The following is a 21,439-nucleotide window of genomic DNA, read 5'->3' on the forward strand; positions in this document are numbered from 1 at the left end:
CCGCAGCGTCGTTTAGTCGGCGTGCCACTGCTGCGGATCACTGCTGTAACTCGGACAGCGCCCTCTGCATCGGGGCCATTGAAATCTGGATCGGGCCGGAAAAAGCCACGTCCATGTCGAAGATCAGGTAGATCGCCCCGGCAACCAAAGCCGCCGATGCCGCGTAGGTCGAAACGGTGATCGTATTGCGTGGCGCCCTGAAGCCGAAGCTGGCGAAGATCAGCACCAGCCAGGTAACCAGGAGCGTGATCAGAGGCACCGGGATCGTGCCCTCCGACTGCTCGATCAGCACCCAGCGCAACTCCAGCACCTTCTGCAAATGCTGGCGGGCGTCCTGCACAATGAAGCCATGCGCATCGTCGGTCGGCGCCAGCGCACTCAGCCGGGTGTCGATTTCGGCCAGCAACTGCTCAGAGAGCCGGTTGGCGGCGACCAGCGTCTCGCTGGTGGGCGAAGAATCACCCGCCACACGCTGCACATAGACGACCAGCGGCTGGCGTACCGTGTCGGTTTGCGGGCCATATTGGCGCAAGGTCCTGTCGAGAAGGATCAATTCGGTCGCATAGGCGTGCACGTTGCGGTCGATCGATTCGAAGGTGTTCCTGGCCGAGTTGATCATCAGGCCGAGCATCAGCGAGGTCATGACCCCGAACAGGTTCGCGGCGTGCCGAACCACGGTGTTCGTGTCGTCGTCACGATGTTTGGCCGGCAATTTTGGCCATATCGCCGTGCTGGCGAGCGCGGCCATCGTCAGGCATAGGAAGATTACCATTGCGATGAAAGCTTCGCGCATGCCGCTCATTCCGATTGGCAATGGCAAGGCGTCAGTTAATGACCGCCATCACTATTCCGGCGCGTCCTTGCGCCCTGCCGAACGCCTGCCGCGCCCCTTGTAGCCGAGATAGGTGGCCGTCACCGCCCCCGGGGAAGGCAAGCCAAACTAGACGCTGACGCATCGAGGCCCCCAGAGCCTTCGATCTCGATGACGGGTGTGTCATTCGATGTAAGTCACCGCACCCGTTTGCAAATCATAGATTGCCGCGACTATCTTCAGCTTCCCCGCCTTGATGAGGCCGGCTAGCACCTTGCTCGAGGCGGCTAGGCGCCTCGCGGTCCTCCGTGCGCTTTCCTTGGCGGTGTTGTCGACGAAATCGCCCGCTTCGCTCCGCACTGCTATCGCCGCGGGCAGGATCGGTTCGATCATCGGACCGATCGCGCCAGGATAGGTCGCGTTCTTGGTCACTACGTCGCACGCCGCCTTGACGGCGCCGCAGTTTGTGTGCGCGAGAACGACGATCAAGGGTGAGCCGAGCACCGCTGCCCCGTATTCGACCGTCCCGAGCGTGGCGGTGTCGACGAGGTTGCCAGCATTCCGGGCGACGAACAGTTCTCCAACGCCGTGACCGCCGAAAATCAGTTCAGGCGGAACGCGACTGTCGGCGCAACTGATGATCGTGGCCCAGGGCGCCTGGTGTGCGGCAACAGCATTCCGCTGCGCGGCAAGGTCTATCGAGCAGAGTTCCGGGTGACTGACGTAGCGTTCGTTGCCGGATTTCAGTGCGGCGAGCGCGTCATCGAGGCTCAGCGCGGTCACCGCACCTTGGGCCGCGCGCGCCGACCATGTGGCCCCACCAACGCCGAATGCAACGAACCCCGCGCCGACTTTGAGGAAGTCCCTCCGGTCGACCGCTTTGCCATCACAGGTGCTGCACATTCTCAATTCCCCGCCCTAGTCCCAAGGCATAATATGCGCTTGCTCTAATATATAGCAAGCGATTGGCGACAACGTCAGGATTGATGAGATGGCGGCGGGATGCGAGACGACGAAAGCCACCGGCAACGCAGTGCTGGGTGCCCTCGTGTCAACCGACTTACCGCCTTTAGGTGACCTTCAGCGAGAAATTGCCGTGGATCTGGATGCCCAGTCGCTCGCCCTTTCTCCAGCGCACTTCCGCTCGATAAGTCGCACCGTCCAACGGCACGCGCAGCCGGAAGGTACTTGGCACTTCAACCCCCACAGCGACACGCAACTCGGCGCCATGCTCATGCTGGTTTCTGACGGCGCAGCCTATTTCGCCATCCTGCGTGATTATGAACGCCTCCTTCAAAACCACCTCGCGTAAGTGCGTTCGACGCTCTACTGGAGGTTCAGAAGGTTTATCGGTCATGGCAAGCCGCCTCCGACGAGCGAAATGCTACCAGACCAAGGTCTGCAGCTCAGGACGCAAAGGTCTGACGTTTTCGCTTAATTCGTGTATCTGACCCTTTGTACGCTCGGCACATTAGTAAATCGTGAAATATATACTCTATGGTCGTCGCCAAAATTGTCACCTGACGCTGAGACACAGACGGCGAAAATGGCATGGGGAAGCCAGGTATGTTCATCGACTTCTACGAAATGCTGGAAATCAGTCCGAATGCCAATTCGGAGACGATAGAACGCATTTTTCGGCATTTTGCCATGCGCTACCACCCCGACAACCAAGTCACCGGCAACGAGTCACGCTTCAGCGATATTCTTGAGGCTCACAACACGCTCAAGGATCCGGTCAAGCGTGCGCAGTACGACATTCAGTACAAGGCGCATTTGAACCACCGGGCCGAGCTGACCGATGAGGCGAGCAACACAAAGGGCTTCGATCGAGATTCCGTCATTCAAGCCAAAGTGCTGTCACTGCTGTATGTAAAACGCCGGCAGGACGTCAATCATCCCGGGATAGGCGATGAAGAACTCGAACGAATGTCAGGCTGTCCGCAAGAGCACCTCGAGTTTCACCTCTGGTATCTGAAAGCAAAGGGCTGGATAGCCAGGACGGAAAACGGCACGTTCGCCATAACCGTCGAAGGCGTCGATCGCGTTAACTCCGAACATCATCGTGACGCGGCCACCACCCGACTGTTGGGTCACGCGGGCTGAATTGAGATCGCTCGGTCTCTGATCAAGCCGTCACCGGATTCAGCTTCAGGTGCTGGATCAGGATGATGGTCTTGGCATCGACAATGCGGCCATCGGCGATGCCGGCCAGCGCTTCGTCGAGCGGCATTTCCAGGACCTCGATGTCCTCGCCCTCCTCCGGAGCGCCGCCGCCGGCCGAGATGCGGTCGGCGGGCGAGTAGCGCGCGACGAAGAACCAGAGCCGCTCGGTGACGCTGCCCGGGCTCATATAAGGCGAAAACAGCCGCTCGATGTCCTTCAACCGGTAACCCAGTTCTTCCTCGGCTTCCTTGCGGATGGCGGTTTCCGGATCGTTTTCGTCCAGCAAGCCGGCGCAGGCCTCGATCAGCGGCTCGCGGTGGCCGGTGACATAGGCGGGATAACGGAACTGGCGCACCAGAAGCACAGTCGAACGCTGGGGGTCATAGGGCAGGATCACCGCGCCGTCGCCGCGATCATAGGTCTGGCGGACCTGCGTCTCCCATTGACCGTCACGCCGGCGATAGTCGAGCACGGTCTTTTTCAGGACCGCCCAGTCGTCGGAGAGAACCTCTTCCGAGCGGATACGAACGCGGTCTTCCATATGACACCTCGATGCTGGCTGGCGGACGCAGGCGTAGCCGCGAAGCGGAACAGGCGCAATCCGGCGATTGGTCCAGCGCGCGCTTCACCGTCTCGTGTGTGGTATGGACGGGTGCCGTCGCCTAGATAGCGCATTCCCCTTCCCGGAGTTTTTCCATGACGACATCGCTTTTCCAGCCGATCACCCTCGATGGGCTCACCTTCCCCAACCGCATCGCCGTGGCGCCGATGTGCCAGTATTCCGCCGAGGACGGCTCGGCCAGCGACTGGCATCTTTACCACTGGATGAACCTTGCCATGTCCGGTGCCGGCATGGTCACGGTGGAGATGACCGACGTCGAGCGGCGCGGGCGCATCAGCCATGGCTGTCTCGGCCTCTATTCCGAAGACAATGAAGCCGCCGCGCGGCGCGCGCTGGATGCGGCCAAGCGCGTGGCCGCACCCGGCACTAAGTTCGGCACGCAGCTGGCGCATGCCGGCCGCAAGGCCTCGAACCGCAAGCCCTGGGAAGGCGGCGGCCCATTGCAGCCAAACGAGGATCCCTGGCAGACCGTCTCGGCTTCGGCCATCGCCTACGACGCCGGCTGGAACGTGCCGCGCGCCCTGGACGACGAGGAAATCCTGCAGCTCGTCGAGCGGTTCGCGGACGCCGCAAGGCGGGCCGACCGTGCCGGCTTCGACTTCATCGAACTGCATGCGGCGCATGGCTACCTCATCTTCCAGTTCCTGTCGCCGCTGTCCAACCAGCGCACGGATCGCTGGGGTGGCTCGCTGGAAAACCGGATGCGTCTCGTCGTCGAGATCGCCAGGGCGGTGAAGAAAGCCGCGCCGAAACTGATGCTCGGCGCACGGCTGTCGGTGAAGGATTGGGTCGATGGCGGCTTTGACGTCGCGGACGCGGTCGAGGTGGCGAAAGCGCTGAAGGCCGAAGGCGTCGCCTATCTCTGCTGCTCGAGCGGCGGCAATTCGCCATTGCAGAAATTACCCACCGGCCCCGGCTATCAGGTGCATCTGGCCGAAGCCGTGCGCAAGGGCGCGGGCATCCCGACCCGGGCGGTCGGCCTGATCGACGACCCGAAACAGGCCGAGGCTGTTATCGCCGACGGTCGCGCCGACATGGTGGCGCTGGCGCGAGCCTTCCTCGCCGATCCGCGCTGGGGATGGCGTGCGGCCGCCACGTTCAGCGAAAAGATTCATCCGGCGCCGCAGCTCGCCCGCTCGGTGACGACGATGGAACATTGGATGAAGGCCGCCGGCTGATCGCCCTTTCTCCCGACGCCGACGCGCTTGCGCAACGGCGTCGCGACCTTTAGGCGCAGGCCAAAGGCCACTTTTGCAACCAAATTGGCTGCTTTGCGTTGCGGCCATGATGATGGACAACAAACCTTTTGAAACGCCGGTCGTGGTCGAGCTTGGCCATGTCGGCAAATATCGCCATATCCGCTCGACCCAGGAGGCGGCCGAGTGCTTGATGACGGTGTGGCCGCTCAATCGCGGGCCTCGTCATCGTGATGCCCTCGACACTTGCCTCAAAGTGCTGGAAGGTTATCGTTCGACAGCGGAAGCGCGCCGGGCACTGATCGAGGCGGCCAGGGAATCGGAAGTGCTGGTGCCCGACGACAAGCTGCCCGACGACCGGCTGCATTGAGCAGGCGGACCTTTTAACTGGAGGTTTTGATGGCGAAGCTGACTTACAAGATCGTCGAGCATGACGGTGGCTGGGCCTACAAGGTCGGTGCGACCTTCTCGGAGACATTTCCGACCCATCAGGATGCATTGCGTGCCGCCGAGATCGCTTCGGCCGAACAGCAGGTGGCGGGTTCCACCGATGGTATCCAGTATGAGGACGCCGAGGGCAAATGGCACGAGGAACTGGCCGACGGCCGCGATCGGCCTCAGACTGAAATCTCGGATTGATCCAGCCCTGCGCCAGCCGCGGACGCCAGGAGAGACGGCGTCCCGCGGCAGGCAATACGCGGCTGCCTATTTACTTGCCGCAATACTGATCGTTGACGTTGCCCTGAGCGTTCGCATCGGGGCCTGGCGTGCTTGAGGCACAAGGCCCGGCCGGGCCGGGGTTGCCAAGCGTACTCAATCCGGAGCCGTCGGCGTTGATGCTGCCAGTGGTGCTCTGGTCGATGGCCGAGGTATCCTCATTGCCGAACAGCCACCAATTGTGATGGTTGGAATAGGTAGCGTCCGACGATTGGGCCATCGCCGATGTGGCGAGACCGATCGTCAGGACGGATGCTGCGAAAAGTTTCCTGTACATTGATTTTACTCCGTATCTTGATCTTGGCCGCCTTGGGATGCGACACGGGGTAAACCTGACCGTCAGCCGAATGGTTCCCTGAAATTCTCGTGAAGTGGCGGTGATGTCGGGTGACAAAAGCGCGTGCCGCCATGCGCTCGAAGGCTGTGACCTGTTCGGGCGCGACGGATTGCGGCACCACCTCGGCCCTGGTCGCCCTCCGCGACCGAGGACAATCCGGAAGGGCTTGTTCCCATCCTGGTCAAGCCGCGCTTGGTACTGCAATGCAGGTGTGGTGGACGTGTCGGATCGTTCGCCTTTGGACGGCATTGCCGCCGCCCATCCGCCGCGCTATTTCAGGCGACCCGTCCTGCCGGAGCGTTCCATGCCTGAAATCGTCACTGCCGCCATGCTCGTCATCGGCGATGAGATTCTGTCCGGCCGCACCAAGGACAAGAACATCGGCCATCTCGCCGATATCATGACGGCGATCGGCATCGACCTGAAGGAGGTGCGCATTGTTCCCGACGAGGAAGACGAGATCGTCGCGGCGGTGAATGCCGTGCGCGCACGCTATACCTATGTCTTCACCACTGGCGGCATCGGCCCGACGCATGACGACATCACAGCCGATTCGATCGCCAAGGCGTTCGGCGTGCCTTGCGAATACGATGCCAAGGCCTATGCCCTGCTGGAGGCGAGCTATGCCGCGCGCGGCATCGAATACACCGAGGCACGCAAGCGCATGGCGCGGATGCCGCGCGGCGCCGACCATATCGACAACCCGGTCTCCGTGGCGCCCGGATTCCGCATTGGCAACGTCCATGTCATGGCCGGCGTGCCCTCGATCTTCCAGGCCATGCTCGACAATGTCGTGCCGACCTTGAGAGCCGGCACCAAAATGCTGTCGGCCACGGTGCACTGTCCGTTCGGCGAGGGCCTTGTCGGCGGGCCATTGGGCGAGATCCAGAAAGCCCATCCGGGTACGATCATCGGCTCCTACCCCAAGTATGGCGACGGCAAGTTCTGGACCGAACTGGTCGTTCGTGCCCGCAGCGCGGAGGCGCTTGAAGCCGCGCGCGCCGACGTCGAGGCGATGGTGGCAGGTTTCGCGGGTAAGGCGAGCTGATCCGCTGTAAACCGGAACCAAGAACGACGCTACGACGTTTCCCTGGCGCGAGGCTCGTCGCTCGCACGATCGAGGGGTCATCATGCGTTTCAAGACCATCGTCGCCATTCTGCAGAACGAGCAGGACGCCGAGCGGGTGCTCGACTGCGCCATTCCGCTTGCCAGCCGCTTCGAGAGCCATCTGATCGGCATCCATGCCGAGGCGCTCCCGGTGCCCTACACGTCGGCGACGGGCTTTCCCGATACGGAATTCCTGCAGGTTTCCGCCGACATGAACCGGGAGCGGGCCGACAAACTCCAGGCTGTCTTCCTGAAGCGGATCGAGGATTCCGGCCTTTCCTTCGAATGGCGCAGCCTGGAGAGCTTCTCCGGCGACAGCGCACTGACCGGGATTTCAAGCGTGCGCGCCTCCGATCTCATCATCGCCGCCCAACGCGAGACCGGCGGCGATCCGAGCGCCGACGTCGATACGCTTGTCTACGACGCCGGCCGGCCGGTGCTGGTGGTGCCGAGTGCGGGTCCGCTGGTCACCACCTTCAAACGCGTGCTGCTTGCCTGGAACGGCAGCAAGGAGGCCGCGCGCGCCGCCTTCGATGCCTTGCCTTTCATCATCGAGGCCGAGAAAACCGACATACTGGTCATCGATCCGCCCGATACGCTCGACGAGCGCCCGGAGGCCGCGGGCGCCGAAATCGCGTCGGCCCTGTCGCGCCACGGCGCCACCGTTAGCGTCTCGGTGCAGAAATCGGGCGGCACCTCGGTCGACGACATAATCCAGAACAGGATCACCGAGACCGGCGCCGATCTGCTGGTGCTTGGCGCCTACAGCCACTCCTGGCTGCGCCAGCTGCTCTTCGGCGGGGTAACACGCACGGTGCTGCGCTCGGCACAGGTCGCGGCCTTCCTGTCGCGATAAGTCCACAGCGATTGCTGCCGGCCACCCTTGCCAAGTCCGGGGGTTTCCAGTTAATTCCGCGCGCATTCCCCTGTTTCTTGCACGCGGCCGCCGCGTGCCGTGGAGTGCGCGAGACATGTCCCTTCCCGAAAAAGCCTTCCCGGTCTCCTGGGACCAGTTCCATCGCGACGCGCGCGCACTTGCCTGGCGGCTTGCCGGCACCAGCAAAGGTCAGTGGAAGGCTATCGTGTGCATCACGCGTGGTGGCCTGGTCCCGGCGGCGATCATTTCGCGCGAACTCGGCATCCGCGTGATCGAGACGGTCTGTGTCGCCTCCTATCACGACTACACCAGCCAAGGGCAGTTGCAGGTGCTGAAGGAGATCACGCCGGCCTTGCTGGCCGACGATGGCGCCGGCGTGCTGATCGTCGACGACCTAACCGACACCGGCAAGACCGCCGGCATCGTGCGGGCAATGATGCCGAAGGCCCATTTCGCGACAGTCTACGCCAAGCCGAAAGGCCGGCCGCTGGTCGATACGTTCGTCACCGAGGTCAGCCAGGATACCTGGATCTATTTCCCTTGGGACATGGGTTTCACCTATCAGAAGCCGATCGCCGACGATCACGCCGGCTGATTCGCGGCAAGCTGCTTTTTTCCAATCAAGCCAGCGCCGACGGCAATATTTGCTTGCGCGAAGGCATCCGCCGCCAAGATATCCTGTGAAATCGACCCTTGTTGGCGGAAATCAGCCAGCGTGACCGAAGTTTTTACTTTTATTGGTCACAATTAGCCGTAAGATTCATGAGACGGCAAACGATTCTGGAGGCTGGGGCTAGCTTCTCCGATGTTGACACGGCCAACGACGCACAACCACCTTGCTGAAAGGGTCAGGCGACTCTTTGGCACGGCGCCGTGCCGTCTGCAGGTTGCCGCCCTGCCCTGGCGCGATGTCGGGAACGGCGTCGAGGTCATGTTGATCACCAGCCGTGATACTGGCCGCTGGGTGCTTCCAAAAGGCTGGCCGGAAGCCAGGGAGCCGCTCTGCGAAGCGGCCGCCCGCGAGGCCGCCGAGGAAGCCGGTTTGCGCGGAAACATCTCTCATCTCGAAGCCGGCCGCTATTTCTATGCCAAGGTGCTGGCTTCGGGCGAAGAAGTGCCTTGCGAGGTTCTGGTGTTCCCACTGCACGTCGACAAGATCGCGGACCGCTGGAAGGAAAAGCACTCCCGCACCCGCAAATGGGTCAGCTCCAGCGAAGCGGTGCGCATGGTCAATGAACCCGACCTTTGCCAGATCATCGCCTATTTCTGTGCCGACCCACGCAGGTTCTCCTGATCGACGCCTTTCGCGGCAGACGCACAACCTTGTGCCGCAAGGGTTTGCTAATTTTTGGTGGTTAGGATCGATCGTTCCTGGCGTTTGATCGATGGCGAATCCCGCAGACCCACTTCAGCACGACCCCGGCGAGCCGCAGCGCGAGCATCGTCCGCGCGTGCTCAAAGGTGGAACAGTCATCACGGGGATCCAGAATTCCGAAATCGCCTGTACGGTGCGCAACCAGCATGCGGGCGGCGCCGAACTGAAGTTACCGGCCGAAGCCAGGGTTCCCGATCATTTCCTTCTCTACATACCGCTCGACGGCGTCGCCTATCGCTGCGAGGTCCGCTGGCGCCGCAGCGACCGGATCGGCGTACAGTTCAACGGGACCGAACCCAAGCCGAAGCTACACTACGGCTGAGGCCCGGCTCACCGGCACGGCTGGCTTTTTGCGGCATCCCAGCAAATGTTTCGCAGCGCCCGTGCCGCTGGCCAACGATCGCACCGGCTTACCGCCGGGCAGATGGCCGACGGGTCGATTCTATCCCCGTTATCCACATGTGTGACACACAAGATGTTGGGGTCACAAAAGCTACGCAAACGAATCCTTGACGGCTCGAAACGAGTCGCCTTTTATAGGCCATGCGCTCCTGTTGAGAGCGCGACCGGAAAGTTCTGAGCCCGGTCTTTTTCCCGGATTATGTGCGTTTTGCCCGCATTTCCGCCTGTTTACGAGGCCGGCGGAAGCGTTGGGATCGTGGGTTGGGTGGGCGACGAAAGGGAGAATTGTCGGACTGGAATAAATTGTCTGTTAATACTATATTTAGTGTTTGCAGCTAAGTTCGACGCTAGATAGTGTGAATTTCCCTCGAGTGAGGGAATCGAAAAATTCAGTTTTGAGGGGCCCGCGGGCCGGTTGGCAGCCTCGGCAGATGCCTGGCAAGGCGTATTGTCGTGTGCGTGGCCGAGCCTGCGAAGAGGAGATGCCGCATTGTTCGCAATGCCGGCAAACGGCGGACTGCGCGTTTCGTCTTTTGGGGCAGAAATCCCCTGATGAAAGCGCTATATGTAGACAAAAGGGACCGGACCAATGCGCATCGAGCGTCGTTTCACCAAGCCAGGACATGCAGGCCAAGAAGGGGCCGCTTATGCGGAGATCGAATTCCGCAAGGCGCTTTCCGAGATCAAGAATCCCGATGGCTCGGTGGTGTTCCGCTTGGACAACATCGATGTGCCTGCGCAGTTTTCCCAGGTCGCCGCCGACATCCTGGCTCAGAAATATTTCCGCAAGGCCGGCGTTCCCGCGCGCCTGAAGAAGGTCGAGGAGAACGACGTCCCCTCCTTCCTGTGGCGTTCCGTCGCCGACGAAGCCGAACTCGCCAAGCTTCCCGAGGCCGAGCGCTACGGCTCCGAGATCGACGCCCGCCAGGTCTTCGACCGGCTGGCCGGCACCTGGACCTATTGGGGCTGGAAGGGCGGCTACTTCAAGGCGTCGGAGGAAGACGCGCGCGCCTTCCGCGACGAGCTTGCCTATATGCTGGCGACCCAGCGCGTCGCGCCGAACTCGCCGCAATGGTTCAACACCGGCCTGCACTGGGCCTATGGCATAGATGGTCCTAGCCAGGGTCACTTCTATGTCGACCCGTTCACCGGCAAGCTGACCAAGTCGAAATCCTCCTACGAGCATCCGCAGCCGCATGCCTGCTTCATCCAGGGCGTGCAGGACGACCTCGTCAACGAGGGCGGCATCATGGATCTGTGGGTGCGCGAGGCGCGCCTGTTCAAATATGGCTCCGGCACCGGCTCGAACTTCTCGCTGCTGCGCGGCGAAGGCGAAAAGCTGTCCGGCGGCGGCCGCTCGTCCGGCCTGATGAGCTTCCTCAAAATCGGCGACCGCGCCGCCGGCGCCATCAAGTCGGGCGGTACGACGCGCCGTGCGGCGAAAATGGTCATCGTCGACGCCGACCACCCCGATATCGAGGAATTCATCGACTGGAAGGTCAATGAAGAGCAGAAGGTCGCCTCGCTGGTAACCGGCTCCAAGATCGTCAAGAAGCATCTCGAAGCGATCATGAAGGCCTGCGTGAACTGCGAAGGCCATGACAACGACTGCTTCGATCCGGCCATCAACACGGCGCTGAAGCGCGAAATCAAGTTGGCCAAGAAATCGGCTGTGCCGGAAAACTACATCTACCGCGTCATCCAGTTCGCCAAGCAGGGCTACACCTCGATGGCGTTCAAGACCTACGACACCGACTGGGATTCTGACGCCTACCTCACCGTTTCGGGCCAGAACTCCAACAATTCGGTGTCGCTGAAGGACAATTTCCTGCGCGCCGTTGAAGAGGACGCAGACTGGCACCTGACCGCCCGCAAGGACGGCAAGGTCTTGAAGACGCTGAAGGCGCGGGATCTCTGGGAAAAGATCGGCTACGCCGCCTGGGCGTCGGCTGATCCCGGCCTGCATTTCAACACCACGATGAACGACTGGCACACCTGCGCTTCGGCCGGTGCGATCCGGGCCTCCAACCCGTGCTCGGAATACATGTTCCTCGACGACACGGCCTGCAATCTCGCCTCGATCAACCTGCTGCCCTACCGCAACACCGACGGCACCATCGATATCGCAGCCTACGAGCACACCGTGCGGCTGTGGACCATGGTGCTGGAAATTTCGGTCATGATGGCGCAGTTCCCGTCGAAGGAGATCGCCAAGCTCTCCTACGACTACCGCACGCTGGGCCTCGGCTATGCCAATATTGGCGGCCTGCTGATGACGTCGGGCATTCCCTACGATTCCGACGAGGGCCGCGCCATCTGTGCCGCGCTGACCGCCATCATGACCGGCGTCGCCTACTCCACCTCGGCCGAGATGGCCTCCGAGCTCGGCGCCTTCCCGGACTATGACCGCAACGCCCAGAACATGCTGCGCGTAATGCGCAATCATCGCCGCGCCGCCTATGGCGACAAGGACGGCTACGAGAAGCTGGCCGTCAATCCTGTGCCTCTCGTCGCATCGGACCTGAAGCAGCAGGATCTGGCCATCCACGCCAAGGCCGCCTGGGACCGCGCCATCGAACTCGGCGAGGAGCATGGCTACCGCAACGCACAGGCAACCGTGATCGCGCCGACCGGCACGATCGGTCTGGTCATGGATTGCGACACCACCGGTATCGAGCCCGATTTCGCCCTGGTGAAGTTCAAGAAGCTCGCCGGCGGCGGCTATTTCAAGATCATCAACCGCGCCGTGCCGGAAGCGCTTCGCACGCTGGGCTATTCCGAGAGCCAGATCGCCGAGATCGAGGCCTATGCCGTCGGCCACGGCAATCTCAACCAGGCGCCGGCCGTCAACCCCGGCTCGCTCAAGGCCAAGGGCTTCACCGACGACAAGATCGCGGCGCTCAACGCGGCGCTGAAGTCGGCCTTCGACATCAAGTTCGTCTTCAACCAGTGGACGCTCGGCGCCGACTGGGTGAAGGAGACCTTCGGTTTCACCGACGAGCAGCTCAACGACTTCTCGTTCGAAATGCTGCCGGCACTGGGTTTCTCCAGGAAGGACATCGAGGCCGCCAACATCCATGTCTGCGGTGCGATGACGCTGGAGGGCGCGCCCTTCCTCAAGGCCGAACACCTCCCCGTGTTCGACTGCGCCAGCCCCTGCGGCAAGATCGGTAAGCGCTCGCTGTCGATCAACAGCCACATCCAGATGATGGCGGCGGCACAGCCCTTCATTTCCGGCGCCATCTCCAAGACCATCAACATGCCGAACGACGCGACGGTGGAGGATGCCAAGAGCGCCTACATGCTGTCGTGGAAGCTGGCGCTGAAGGCAAATGCGCTCTACCGCGACGGCTCGAAGCTGTCGCAGCCGCTCAATGCGTCGCTGCTCGCCGATGGCGACGAGGACGAGGACGAGGCGATCGAACAGCTGATCCAGGCACCGGCTGCGGCGCGCGCGGCGCAGATCACCGAGCGCATCGTCGAACGCATCATCGAACGCGTGTCGCGCGAGCAGGAAAAGCTGCCCGGCCGCCGCAAGGGTTATACGCAGAAGGCCAAGATCGGCGGCAACACCATCTTCCTTCGCACCGGCGAATATGACGATGGGCGTCTCGGCGAGATCTTCATCGACATGAACAAGGAGGGCGCCACCCTGCGTGGCCTTCTCAACAACTTCGCCATCGCGATCTCGCTTGGCCTGCAATATGGCGTGCCGCTCGACGAATATGTACACGCCTTCACCTTCACCAAGTTCGAGCCGGCCGGCATGGTCATCGGCAACGATGCCATCAAGAGCGCGACGTCGATCCTCGACTACGTGTTCCGTGAGCTGGCCATTTCGTATCTCGGCCGCAACGATCTCGCCCATGTCGACCAGTCGGATTTCTCCAATACCGCACTCGGCCGTGGCATCAGCGAAGGCAAGACCGACGCCGTCTCCAAGGGTCTGACCCGCGGTTCGCCGGTGAAGCTGGTCTCGAGGGCAGGCGAGCCGAAGGGCTTTGCCGGCTCCGGCACCCCTGCCCGCTCGGCGCCGACAGCCTTCTCCGGCTCCAACGTGCTGGCATTGAAGCCCGCAACCGACGAGGCGGTCGCCTACAAGCGCGACTATGAGGAGCGGGCCAAGGAATTGGCGGAAGACATCGCCTTCGAGGAAGCGGCCTCCGATGCCTCGACCGATACCACCGCGGCGCTGTTCACCGATACGGCGGCCCATGAAGCGGCCGAAGCGAAGAAACTCGCCGCCGACCGCCGCGCCAAGTCGCTGCTGCAGGGCTACACCGGCAATTCCTGCTCCGAGTGCCAGAACTTCACGATGGTGCGGAACGGGACGTGTGAAAAGTGCGACACTTGCGGTGCTACGAGCGGGTGCAGCTGAGGGCTGAAGGCGTATCGAGGGCTGCCGCGATGAGTCGAATTGCCAAATTTTGCAGAGATTGCCGAGCTGAAGCAGGGCTCAGGCTTTATGAGGCAGCATACAAGCTTCAAATGTCGCCATCCGAACTCTGCAGTGTGGAAAACGGGGAGAGTGTTGCTACAATTCCCCAGATCGAGGCCATGGCACAGTTTTTCGGTGGCAACCTCGACTTCCTCATGCATTGGTATGAGCAGGATGAGCGGGACAGACGCAAACGAGTCGAGCCGCCTGCTTCGGGCTCGGTATCGAACCCATTGGCGGTCGATTTGACGAATGTCGTCTTTCTCATGCGATACAAGGATCGCAGATGGCTGACGAATTCTACGTCGGAAGAGCCCTAAGTGCCTCAGCTTTGGCCCGCATCGCAGATGCGGTGCGGGCCAAATTTGGAGTAGCAGATAAAATATGGGTCGACGTAATAGATATCGTTGAACTTGAGCTGCCTAAAATCATAAAAGATTATAGCTTTGTTGTAAAATCAGACAAAGAGATGACCACACCGGCTTACACGGATTATAATCCTGTAAGTATAGTCGTGTCAGAAAGCGTGTATATCGCAGCGTGCGAAGGCGATGACCGCTCCCGCATGACGATAGCGCACGAGCTTGGCCACGTTTTACTTCATTCAGATTTCTTCAATTCTAAGTTCAATATGCACAGATCCGAACATTCCGAAAAGCGAATTGCCCAAGCCACAGGAATGCACAGCTCGGAATATCAAGCAAAAAGATTTGCTGCGTATATTTTAGCTCCGCAGTCTATATCAAAAAAATACTCTGACCCAAAGAAACTAGCCTCCGACGCTGGAATTTCCATAGCTGCAGCAAGGATAGCCATAAAAGACGCCAACAAATATTATATATAGTTTCTTTGAAATTAATCGGGCTCCCAGCGCCTACCGCTACGGCAACACCCGCAGCGTCTGCTCATCAAACAACGGCTCATCCTGGCCCACGCGGACGAACAGCAGCTTGTGTCCCTCACCTGCCGGCACCTCGAAATACTGGATGCTATCCGGCATTTCGCCCCAGTCGCCGCAGGGCGGTTCGGGGACCTCGTCAGGGTCGGCCTGCGCCTTCAGCTCTTTCGCATAGGCGGCGTCGGGACTGAATGTGTAGCGTTTGACGCCGGCGGGCACGGTGCCCTCCGTGTAAGGCGCGAGCACGCAGCGGGCGTTGACGGCCTTGTCGGTCTTTTCCAGGAACAGGCGCCGCATGGCAGCCTCCGCGGTTTCGCCAGGCTGGATGTCGAACATCTCGACAAGCGGATCTGGCGCACCGCCATCGCTGTATTTGATGGCGAGCGCATTGCCGACAAACTCGAAATGGATCTGGCGAAAGCCGAAATCGCAGCGCTGCGCCCAAGCGGCCAGACCGATCGCCTTGTCGGCCAGTTTTTCCCAGACGCATTTGTCGATCGGCGGCCGCGATGGTACCGGCTCCTCCGCACGCGCCCCGGCAGATATCGTCACGGACGCGAACAGGGCGCAGGTCCAGACGATCGATCTCATGGTGCTATTCATTGCTGCATCCTGTCAAAGTGAAGGCATCCCAGGCCGAGCCATCCGGATTAGCATTGGCGAAATCGGGCCATTCGCTGAACGTCGCACCGAAATCCGGCAGCAACAGCCCTTTCGGCGCCGGTGTCGCATCGCGAGAGTTCAACTGCTCGGCGCCGCCTCCGGTCAGGGCATAAACCTGCCCGTCCCATATCCGGCAAAGCCCGCTGTCGTCTTGCAGACCCGCTTCGCGGTCGTCGTCGGTGCAGGGATGGCGGATCGTACCGAGCGGAAACGAATTCTTGCCGTTGGTCCAGGTAATATCGGCCGGCAGGCTTATGCCGGTATGAGGCACGGCCAGCGAGAACACCTGCGTCGTCAGTGCCGCCGGTTCGTTGCCCAGCGGCCGGAATTGCATGACCGCGCCCGAGCGTGGCTCCTGGTAGGTGGCGTGGCTCAGGAGGCATTCCTTGGCGCCCGCCGCTTGCATGAGCCCGAGCGAACCCAGGGCAACGAAGGCCAGTTTGCGAATGATCATCGAAATCTCGGGCAATGTGTTGTGAAGCAAGGCCGGCTGCGTGCCGGGCCGCACAGTCGCATCATCGGTACAAAACCATAAACGAAATCCGGAACCGCTGCGTTTATCGTCCCTCGATCGAAAACTTGCCCCACACAAACCCGCAATCTGTATGATCGAACGCAGCGGCCCAGGAGACAAAAGATGCAGCGTTTGGCACTGATCATAGCGATCTCCGCAACTGCGATTGTGCCGGCCGTAGCGGCAGCGCCCTATGTCGGGACGTGGTCCAGCGACAGGTTGAACTGCCATGCGACCGCCGACGTCCAGCGCCAGACTGTCTTCACTGTGGATCAGTCGGCCCTGTCGTTTCCCAACCTCGGCTGCGAGCACGCGATCTTTCGCAAAACCGCCATCGGCTGGGTGGTTCGTGCCAGCCAGTGCTACGGCGCGGACCCATCGCTCGACGAGCCATTTTCTCGCACCATCCATATCAAAATCGACGGCGCGACGGTGCGGTTGAGCTGGCGCGGATTCGACAGCGGACCTCTCGTGCGCTGCTCAAGGCGGTGACACTCAGACCAACCCGACCAGCAAGGCCGCGCCGCCGAGAAAGCCTGCCGAGCAGACCCACAGCAGCCATAGCCCACGCACCCGGCATTCGAGCACCGCCGAGGCGGGGTTGGCGGGGTCATAGCGAACGTCGACCTTGCTGCCCTCGACATAGCGCCGCGCCTGACCGCCGACGAGGCCGGGCAGCGAGGCCGTCACGCTGGCGCCGAAAGCGACGCGATCGGCGCTGTAGCGCTGTCCGGCGACACCATAGCTGTAGACGATGCGGGATTTGAACACCGTGCGCCAAGGCCGGTACCCACCGCCCTCAAACCGGTCGCGGGTCTTGATTGCCTGCAGGCCGGACGCATCGATACGGCCGGCAGCGGTCGGCCATGTTGCCGCTTGTCCGGCCATCGATCTTTGGGCAAAGCCCATGCGCAGCACAAAAAGCCCCATGAACAGCAGGAATGCCGCCGCACCGAGGTTCCGCGGCTTGGGCAGATGCGGCCCGATAGCCTCCAGCACGCCACCGACCGAAAACACCAACACCAGCGCACCAACCACGAGCCCCGCCGAAAGCTGGACCATGAACTTGAAGGCGCCGTCCGGCATGGTGCGCTCGATCACGGCCTTGCCCGGGCTGGACGGGTCATAGAACACGGTTACCGCCGCGCCACGCGGAAACCGCGCAAGGGTTTCCGCGACTTCGAAATTTCCGAGGTTCTCCTGCACGCTGTAGTGCGAACTTTGAAATGTCTTGCCGCCCACCTTGTACTCATAGGTGATGGCCGGAAAGTTGCGGATTTCGGTCGAGGTGCTGCTCTCCGAGCCGGTACCCGAGCTTGTCACCTCGCGCGCCTCGACGCGCGACGAGACGATCTTTCCAGGCGTCGGCAACCAGCGGCTGGCCGCCTTGACCTCGAGCCATTTCAGGAAGGTGACGATCGACAGCATGCCAGCGACCGCGCAGGCAAAGCCGACCAACAGAAACTTGAGCTCCAACTCGTCCCCCCGACGACTAGAGTACAGCAGCACGCATATAGACAGCATGGCGAGGGCAATGTCTTGTCTATTCGCAAGATCAGGAAATGACCGCCGGCAAGGTTCAATGCTGTCGCGTGGCCATGGGAGCGGCGACCAGCCGCTATTCGGCATCCTCTATTGCCATGACACGAACATAGCCCTCCAGCTGAAGGGCGCGATCCCGGATGATGTTGGTGGCGTCGGCAGCCTGCATGGGCACGTACATCGTGCCTTGCCTTGTTTCATAGAGAGCGCCCCGTGTCTTCGCCTCGCTGTCGCGGAAGGCCAGCCAGGCGCGTTGTGACAGACGAAGATTTTGCGCTGCCTGGCGCGGTAATTTGCGCAGGAGTGTCGCATAAGCGGCATTCATGCGGCGATCGTAGTCGCTTGATGCCGTCGCCTCGCAGTCGGTTTGGCCTGCTGTAGAGCCATTGGCTGGATCATCCAGGCAGCGGTCGAGCGTATCGGCGGTGGCGTCTTTCAGACCCGCGGCCATCGGGCTCGCGGGCAACAGCAAAGTCATCAGGCAGACCAGTGCCCCACCGAGCCGAAGCCTCACACCGATGTTCTCCATCTTGCCTCCGAGGACGTGTCCGAAGCACGGTGGGAACCGCGCCAGGAACTGGTGGCCAATGCGGCGGGCCATCCGCACGATGACGTGATAAAAGGACGATCGATCCGATCGGACGGAGATCCAGGAGACAACAGCCGGGACGATGCGCATGAGCGAACAAACCGAAGATGACACCGATATACTGAACCAGCTCGCCTATGTCAGGGCCGATCCGACCCAGCACGACACGCTGACCCTTCTCGCCATGATCGATGCCGCGATCGCCGAGATCATGGGCTTGAGGGCGCGGCTGCGGTTGAGCGAGGAAAAGAACGGCGGGAGCAACCAGTTCCAATAGGTGGACAGGACGAGCGCCGACGCGAAAGCATCGGTTCTAATCCGCGTCGGCCATCATGGCCCGACCTCCGCCGCCGGCCCAGGCGCGCCATTGCCGCTCATCGCCATGGAAGACGTTGAGATCGATGCGGCCGGTCACGCCATGCGACAGGCCGGAGCCGGAATACTGCCAGAACAGCCATTTGCGATCGGGATAGACCTTTGACGGATGCCGGGCCACGGCGCGCAGCCAGAACGGGTAATCCGGGAATGCGCCCTGAAGGTTGTCGCGATAGAAATCGGGCGCCGTGTAGATGATCGGCCGCTGGCCGTAGTGGCGCTCCAGCTTGTCCATGAACACCTGCATCTTCTCCAGGACCTTTTCGCGCGACGGGCGCCGCTGGCAGCTGGAGTCGCCGTTCCACTCGACGTCGATCACCGGCGGCAGCGCGCCGTCGACCTTCGGCACGTTGCGGATGAACCAGTCGGCCTGCTCGCCGGCGGTGCGGCACCAGTAGAAGAAATGATAGGCACCGCGCTTCAGGCCCGCCGCGTCGGCATCACGCCAGTTCTTCATAAACAGGGGGTCGAGGTGGTCGCCGCCGTCGGTCGCCTTGATGTAGGCGAAGTTGGCGCCCTGGGCGCGCAGCTTCTCCCAGTTGACGTTGCCTTGCCAGCGCGACACGTCCACCCCGTGCACGGCAAGGTGACGGGGCGACGAGCGGCCGAAATTGATCGGCTTGGCATCGCGGAAGCCATAACGCGTGACCGGGCCGGCCAGCATGGAGGGTGCCGCCCGCGACAACAGCTTCGGCGGCGACACCAGGGCTGCCTCCTCGATCGGCGGCTCGACGCTGTCGGGCAGTTTGGGTGCGGGAAACGCCACCGTCTCTTCCTCGGCAAGGCCATAAGGCCGAGCGGTGGTATCCTCTGCCGCAGCCTCAATCCGCTTGCGCGCCGCGTTTGCCCTGGCCACCGGAACGGACGCGATCGGCGCGCTTGGACGCACCACCGAACTGGTGACTTCATTGGACGGCTTCTGCATGTCGAGCGCATCCATGCCCGATGTCGACGAACAGCCGGCAAGGCAGAGCGATGCGATCACGAAACTCACGACGCCTGGTAACCGCATCTGGACCTGTACTCGAACACAACAGACCGAAGGCGACGGCCGACGGACAACCAGACGAGTTATGAACGAGAAATTACCAATAAAGTTTGAATCAAGTTTTTTACCATAGCTGTGGCCGCGTTCTGACAGTCGTCGGCAGCGGCCCGGCCAAGCCTTGACAGGGCCATGATGTGGCTGTTGAGAACGGGGTGCGGCGCGGCGGCCCTGCCCGCGCCAAGGGCCGCAAGCTGCCGGTCGAGAATTATTACGGCTGGCTCGTCGACGGCAAGCTCGACGAACTCAGGATCTTGCTCGACAGGGCAGCTGAGGAACACTTTCAACACGGAGCTTGCGTGCAGTCGTTCATCGACCAGAGCGTATGTTTCATCGAGAACCATCAGGCCTGGGCGGGTCTCGTGGTCGGATTGCTGGCCTTCGGCGAGTCGCTGGTGCTGGTCGGCATCCTGTTGCCTGGCACCACGGTGCTGATCATCGTCGGCGGGCTGGTGGGCGCCGGTATCGTCCAGCCCCTGCCCGTTCTCCTCGCCGCGATGCTCGGCGCGGCGCTTGGCGACACCATTTCCTATTTTCTCGGCAAATGGCTGGGGCGTGGCGTCGTCCACAAATGGCCGCTCAACCGCTATCGCCGCGAGATCGCCAGGGCGCGCCTGTTCTTCCATCGCTACGGTGTCGCCGCCGTTTTCGTCGGCCGCTTCTTCGGTCCGGTGCGTGCCACCGTGCCGCTGGTCGCCGGCATGATGGGCATGAACAGGCGGCGCTTCCAGGTCGCCAACATCCTGTCGGCGATCATCTGGGCGCCGGTCGTGCTGTCGCCTGGATGGCTGGTGGCGAAAGGAGCCGACAATCTGCCCGAACTCGACTCGACCAGCCTGTTCGGCCTGGCGGTGATCGCGGCCATGGTGGTAGCGATCATCGTCGCCGTGCTGGTCGTCAGACTGCGCGGCAGGCATGATGCACGGATTTAGCGCGTCTCGCGATTGAGGGCGCCGTGCATCAGCCGCGCTTCCTGAAGACGCCGATCATCGGCCCCAGATTCCAGTAGTCGTCGTTGCGGCCGATGGCCGGAGCGAGCAGGCTCGATATCGTGCCGTCGAGAAAGAGCGCGTTGTCGCAGCCGAGCGCGTCGCGAAACAGGCGAGCGAAGGCATGGAACGTCACCGTGCCGTTCGAGATGGCAAAGACGGCAACACCGTCCTTTCGCACTCCGACGCCGTCGCGGCTCTTGCGCGAGGTGCCGTCGGCCTGGAATTTCGGGTGAAGCTGGCCGTCGATCACCAGCATTGGCCCTGATTGTGTCGCATAGTCGGTGGCTGGCCGCTGCCTGACGAAGTCCTTGGTCGCCCGCACCACGGCCTTGCCGCGGCTGATATAGAAAATGCCATTCGGCTGCAGCGAAAAATTGCCGCTTCCCGATCCCGTTTTCACACCGGCCATTTCCTGGCCGCGTTCGACGTAAAGGCCGACCGGCCTGAGATCGGGGTGGTACATGCCGGCATTGATGGCAAACAGCATGGTCCGGCCCGCCATGCGCTGGGCGTTGTCGAGATTGTGCAGCGACTGAAAAGGCTTGCCTGCCGGGTCTTTCCAGAACAGTTCGATCGAATAGAGCTTCGGATCGACCTCGCAGACGAGGAAGCTCGTAGCCTCGAAGGAGACGTCGCGGCACGGCGGCACCGAAGCGAACCACTGGCCGAATGCCGCTGTCGTGGCGACCGCGTACGGCAACGCGGCCTTGAACAAGCTCAGCAGCAAGGGCGCCGAATACAGGACGGTCAAAAAATCCATGCGCGTTCCGGA

25 protein-coding genes are annotated in these 21,439 nt (G+C 61.8%); 14 read left to right on the forward strand and 11 right to left on the reverse strand.

Features of this window, described 5'->3' with window-relative positions:
* Positions 1-37: 37 nt before the first annotated feature.
* From FJW04_RS25200 to FJW04_RS25210, 3 genes are all read right to left on the reverse strand, one after another.
* A complete protein-coding gene (locus FJW04_RS25200) occupies positions 38-793 on the reverse strand; it encodes a DUF4239 domain-containing protein (protein WP_140717374.1) in 756 nt (251 codons plus the stop codon).
* Between the two features lie 201 nt (positions 794-994).
* Positions 995-1,714, reverse strand: coding sequence for a carbonic anhydrase (locus FJW04_RS25205; RefSeq protein ID WP_140717376.1), 720 nt, complete (start codon positions 1,712-1,714; stop codon positions 995-997).
* Positions 1,715-1,880: 166 nt separating this feature from the next.
* Positions 1,881-2,168: a PilZ domain-containing protein gene (locus FJW04_RS25210; protein ID WP_140717378.1), complete on the reverse strand. Its 288-nt coding sequence runs from the start codon at positions 2,166-2,168 to the stop codon at positions 1,881-1,883.
* A 209-nt stretch (positions 2,169-2,377) separates the two neighbouring features.
* Here FJW04_RS25210 and FJW04_RS25215 point away from each other — a divergent pair, with 209 nt between their 5' ends.
* Positions 2,378-2,917, forward strand: coding sequence for a J domain-containing protein (locus FJW04_RS25215; RefSeq protein ID WP_015318076.1), 540 nt, complete (start codon positions 2,378-2,380; stop codon positions 2,915-2,917).
* Between the two features lie 22 nt (positions 2,918-2,939).
* Here FJW04_RS25215 and FJW04_RS25220 read toward each other — a convergent pair whose 3' ends face one another.
* The gene (locus FJW04_RS25220) at positions 2,940-3,518 is read right to left on the reverse strand and encodes an NUDIX domain-containing protein (RefSeq protein ID WP_023773121.1); all 579 of its coding nucleotides are present in this window, start codon (positions 3,516-3,518) and stop codon (positions 2,940-2,942) included.
* Positions 3,519-3,673: 155 nt separating this feature from the next.
* Between FJW04_RS25220 and FJW04_RS25225 the strand changes: the two genes are divergently transcribed.
* The 3 genes from FJW04_RS25225 (at position 3,674) to FJW04_RS25235 (ending at position 5,434) form a co-directional block, all read left to right on the forward strand.
* Positions 3,674-4,777 carry an NADH:flavin oxidoreductase/NADH oxidase gene (locus tag FJW04_RS25225; protein ID WP_140717380.1) on the forward strand — a complete coding sequence of 368 codons (1,104 nt, stop codon included), beginning with the start codon at positions 3,674-3,676 and terminating at the stop codon, positions 4,775-4,777.
* 109 nt (positions 4,778-4,886) lie between these two features.
* A complete protein-coding gene (locus tag FJW04_RS25230; protein ID WP_032935880.1) occupies positions 4,887-5,165 on the forward strand; it encodes a DUF982 domain-containing protein in 279 nt (92 codons plus the stop codon).
* A gap of 29 nt (positions 5,166-5,194) precedes the next feature.
* A complete protein-coding gene (locus FJW04_RS25235) occupies positions 5,195-5,434 on the forward strand; it encodes a DUF2188 domain-containing protein (protein ID WP_015318080.1) in 240 nt (79 codons plus the stop codon).
* 70 nt (positions 5,435-5,504) lie between these two features.
* On the opposite strand, the gene FJW04_RS25240 is transcribed toward FJW04_RS25235, so the two are convergent.
* Positions 5,505-5,789, reverse strand: a complete 285-nt coding sequence (locus FJW04_RS25240; RefSeq protein WP_140717382.1) for a hypothetical protein — start codon at positions 5,787-5,789, stop codon at positions 5,505-5,507.
* 364 nt (positions 5,790-6,153) lie between these two features.
* On the opposite strand from FJW04_RS25240, the gene FJW04_RS25245 reads away from it, so the two are divergent.
* From FJW04_RS25245 to FJW04_RS25280, 7 genes are all read left to right on the forward strand, one after another.
* The gene (locus FJW04_RS25245) at positions 6,154-6,897 is read left to right on the forward strand and encodes a competence/damage-inducible protein A (RefSeq protein WP_140717384.1); all 744 of its coding nucleotides are present in this window, start codon (positions 6,154-6,156) and stop codon (positions 6,895-6,897) included.
* Between the two features lie 82 nt (positions 6,898-6,979).
* Positions 6,980-7,813 (forward strand): universal stress protein, encoded by an 834-nt coding sequence (locus FJW04_RS25250; protein ID WP_140662066.1) that lies wholly within the window; start codon positions 6,980-6,982, stop codon positions 7,811-7,813.
* A gap of 115 nt (positions 7,814-7,928) precedes the next feature.
* Positions 7,929-8,429 (forward strand): xanthine phosphoribosyltransferase, encoded by a 501-nt coding sequence (gpt, locus tag FJW04_RS25255; RefSeq protein ID WP_015318084.1) that lies wholly within the window; start codon positions 7,929-7,931, stop codon positions 8,427-8,429.
* Positions 8,430-8,639: 210 nt separating this feature from the next.
* Positions 8,640-9,128 carry an NUDIX hydrolase gene (locus FJW04_RS25260; protein ID WP_015318085.1) on the forward strand — a complete coding sequence of 163 codons (489 nt, stop codon included), beginning with the start codon at positions 8,640-8,642 and terminating at the stop codon, positions 9,126-9,128.
* Positions 9,129-9,219: 91 nt separating this feature from the next.
* Positions 9,220-9,531: a PilZ domain-containing protein gene (locus FJW04_RS25265; protein ID WP_140717386.1), complete on the forward strand. Its 312-nt coding sequence runs from the start codon at positions 9,220-9,222 to the stop codon at positions 9,529-9,531.
* Between the two features lie 669 nt (positions 9,532-10,200).
* Positions 10,201-13,989, forward strand: coding sequence for a vitamin B12-dependent ribonucleotide reductase (locus tag FJW04_RS25270; protein ID WP_140717388.1), 3,789 nt, complete (start codon positions 10,201-10,203; stop codon positions 13,987-13,989).
* 346 nt (positions 13,990-14,335) lie between these two features.
* Positions 14,336-14,893 carry an ImmA/IrrE family metallo-endopeptidase gene (locus tag FJW04_RS25280; protein ID WP_140717392.1) on the forward strand — a complete coding sequence of 186 codons (558 nt, stop codon included), beginning with the start codon at positions 14,336-14,338 and terminating at the stop codon, positions 14,891-14,893.
* Between the two features lie 36 nt (positions 14,894-14,929).
* Here the strand turns inward: FJW04_RS25280 and FJW04_RS25285 are convergent, their stop codons facing one another.
* Positions 14,930-15,550: a hypothetical protein gene (locus FJW04_RS25285; RefSeq protein ID WP_140717394.1), complete on the reverse strand. Its 621-nt coding sequence runs from the start codon at positions 15,548-15,550 to the stop codon at positions 14,930-14,932.
* Complete coding sequence (locus tag FJW04_RS25290) at positions 15,543-16,064, reverse strand: hypothetical protein (protein ID WP_140717396.1); 522 nt, start codon at positions 16,062-16,064, stop codon at positions 15,543-15,545. Before FJW04_RS25290 ends, FJW04_RS25285 begins: the two co-directional genes overlap by 8 nt.
* A 183-nt stretch (positions 16,065-16,247) precedes the next feature.
* Here FJW04_RS25290 and FJW04_RS25295 point away from each other — a divergent pair, with 183 nt between their 5' ends.
* Positions 16,248-16,616, forward strand: a complete 369-nt coding sequence (locus FJW04_RS25295) for a hypothetical protein (protein ID WP_140717398.1) — start codon at positions 16,248-16,250, stop codon at positions 16,614-16,616.
* 3 nt (positions 16,617-16,619) lie between these two features.
* On the opposite strand, the gene FJW04_RS25300 is transcribed toward FJW04_RS25295, so the two are convergent.
* Both FJW04_RS25300 and FJW04_RS25305 read right to left on the reverse strand, forming a co-directional pair.
* Entirely contained in the window at positions 16,620-17,600 is a 981-nt protein-coding gene (locus FJW04_RS25300; RefSeq protein ID WP_224582947.1) for a DUF3592 domain-containing protein, read from the reverse strand.
* A gap of 142 nt (positions 17,601-17,742) precedes the next feature.
* Positions 17,743-18,195, reverse strand: coding sequence for a lysozyme inhibitor LprI family protein (locus FJW04_RS25305; protein ID WP_140717400.1), 453 nt, complete (start codon positions 18,193-18,195; stop codon positions 17,743-17,745).
* A 148-nt stretch (positions 18,196-18,343) separates the two neighbouring features.
* Here FJW04_RS25305 and FJW04_RS25310 point away from each other — a divergent pair, with 148 nt between their 5' ends.
* Positions 18,344-18,532, forward strand: coding sequence for a hypothetical protein (locus tag FJW04_RS25310; protein WP_140662059.1), 189 nt, complete (start codon positions 18,344-18,346; stop codon positions 18,530-18,532).
* A gap of 36 nt (positions 18,533-18,568) precedes the next feature.
* Here the strand turns inward: FJW04_RS25310 and FJW04_RS25315 are convergent, their stop codons facing one another.
* Positions 18,569-19,642 (reverse strand): GH25 family lysozyme, encoded by a 1,074-nt coding sequence (locus FJW04_RS25315; protein WP_140717402.1) that lies wholly within the window; start codon positions 19,640-19,642, stop codon positions 18,569-18,571.
* 332 nt (positions 19,643-19,974) lie between these two features.
* On the opposite strand from FJW04_RS25315, the gene FJW04_RS25320 reads away from it, so the two are divergent.
* On the forward strand, positions 19,975-20,607 hold the full coding sequence (locus FJW04_RS25320; RefSeq protein ID WP_318011820.1) for a DedA family protein: 633 nt from the start codon (positions 19,975-19,977) through the stop codon (positions 20,605-20,607).
* Between the two features lie 28 nt (positions 20,608-20,635).
* Here the strand turns inward: FJW04_RS25320 and FJW04_RS25325 are convergent, their stop codons facing one another.
* On the reverse strand, positions 20,636-21,427 hold the full coding sequence (locus FJW04_RS25325; protein ID WP_140616962.1) for a phosphodiester glycosidase family protein: 792 nt from the start codon (positions 21,425-21,427) through the stop codon (positions 20,636-20,638).
* Positions 21,428-21,439 lie beyond the last annotated feature (12 nt).

The organism is Mesorhizobium sp. B2-7-3 (assembly GCF_006440715.1).
Taxonomy (GTDB): domain Bacteria; phylum Pseudomonadota; class Alphaproteobacteria; order Rhizobiales; family Rhizobiaceae; genus Mesorhizobium; species Mesorhizobium australicum.

What these genes read in the sequence shown, in the direction of transcription:
- FJW04_RS25215 (WP_015318076.1), top strand. Translation starts at nt 2,378, where the DNA reads ATGTTCATCGACTTCTACGAAATGCTGGAAATCAGTCCGAATGCCAAT.
- FJW04_RS25200 (WP_140717374.1), bottom strand. Translation starts at nt 793, where the DNA reads ATGCGCGAAGCTTTCATCGCAATGGTAATCTTCCTATGCCTGACGATG.
- FJW04_RS25270 (WP_140717388.1), top strand. Translation starts at nt 10,201, where the DNA reads ATGCGCATCGAGCGTCGTTTCACCAAGCCAGGACATGCAGGCCAAGAA.
- FJW04_RS25310 (WP_140662059.1), top strand. Translation starts at nt 18,344, where the DNA reads ATGAGCGAACAAACCGAAGATGACACCGATATACTGAACCAGCTCGCC.
- FJW04_RS25295 (WP_140717398.1), top strand. Translation starts at nt 16,248, where the DNA reads ATGCAGCGTTTGGCACTGATCATAGCGATCTCCGCAACTGCGATTGTG.
- FJW04_RS25315 (WP_140717402.1), bottom strand. Translation starts at nt 19,642, where the DNA reads ATGCGGTTACCAGGCGTCGTGAGTTTCGTGATCGCATCGCTCTGCCTT.
- FJW04_RS25230 (WP_032935880.1), top strand. Translation starts at nt 4,887, where the DNA reads ATGATGGACAACAAACCTTTTGAAACGCCGGTCGTGGTCGAGCTTGGC.
- FJW04_RS25210 (WP_140717378.1), bottom strand. Translation starts at nt 2,168, where the DNA reads ATGACCGATAAACCTTCTGAACCTCCAGTAGAGCGTCGAACGCACTTA.
- FJW04_RS25205 (WP_140717376.1), bottom strand. Translation starts at nt 1,714, where the DNA reads ATGTGCAGCACCTGTGATGGCAAAGCGGTCGACCGGAGGGACTTCCTC.
- FJW04_RS25225 (WP_140717380.1), top strand. Translation starts at nt 3,674, where the DNA reads ATGACGACATCGCTTTTCCAGCCGATCACCCTCGATGGGCTCACCTTC.
- FJW04_RS25285 (WP_140717394.1), bottom strand. Translation starts at nt 15,550, where the DNA reads ATGAATAGCACCATGAGATCGATCGTCTGGACCTGCGCCCTGTTCGCG.
- FJW04_RS25260 (WP_015318085.1), top strand. Translation starts at nt 8,640, where the DNA reads ATGTTGACACGGCCAACGACGCACAACCACCTTGCTGAAAGGGTCAGG.
- FJW04_RS25235 (WP_015318080.1), top strand. Translation starts at nt 5,195, where the DNA reads ATGGCGAAGCTGACTTACAAGATCGTCGAGCATGACGGTGGCTGGGCC.
- FJW04_RS25265 (WP_140717386.1), top strand. Translation starts at nt 9,220, where the DNA reads ATGGCGAATCCCGCAGACCCACTTCAGCACGACCCCGGCGAGCCGCAG.
- FJW04_RS25220 (WP_023773121.1), bottom strand. Translation starts at nt 3,518, where the DNA reads ATGGAAGACCGCGTTCGTATCCGCTCGGAAGAGGTTCTCTCCGACGAC.
- FJW04_RS25250 (WP_140662066.1), top strand. Translation starts at nt 6,980, where the DNA reads ATGCGTTTCAAGACCATCGTCGCCATTCTGCAGAACGAGCAGGACGCC.
- FJW04_RS25290 (WP_140717396.1), bottom strand. Translation starts at nt 16,064, where the DNA reads ATGATCATTCGCAAACTGGCCTTCGTTGCCCTGGGTTCGCTCGGGCTC.
- gpt (WP_015318084.1), top strand. Translation starts at nt 7,929, where the DNA reads ATGTCCCTTCCCGAAAAAGCCTTCCCGGTCTCCTGGGACCAGTTCCAT.
- FJW04_RS25325 (WP_140616962.1), bottom strand. Translation starts at nt 21,427, where the DNA reads ATGGATTTTTTGACCGTCCTGTATTCGGCGCCCTTGCTGCTGAGCTTG.
- FJW04_RS25240 (WP_140717382.1), bottom strand. Translation starts at nt 5,789, where the DNA reads ATGTACAGGAAACTTTTCGCAGCATCCGTCCTGACGATCGGTCTCGCC.
- FJW04_RS25305 (WP_140717400.1), bottom strand. Translation starts at nt 18,195, where the DNA reads ATGGAGAACATCGGTGTGAGGCTTCGGCTCGGTGGGGCACTGGTCTGC.
- FJW04_RS25245 (WP_140717384.1), top strand. Translation starts at nt 6,154, where the DNA reads ATGCCTGAAATCGTCACTGCCGCCATGCTCGTCATCGGCGATGAGATT.
- FJW04_RS25280 (WP_140717392.1), top strand. Translation starts at nt 14,336, where the DNA reads ATGGCTGACGAATTCTACGTCGGAAGAGCCCTAAGTGCCTCAGCTTTG.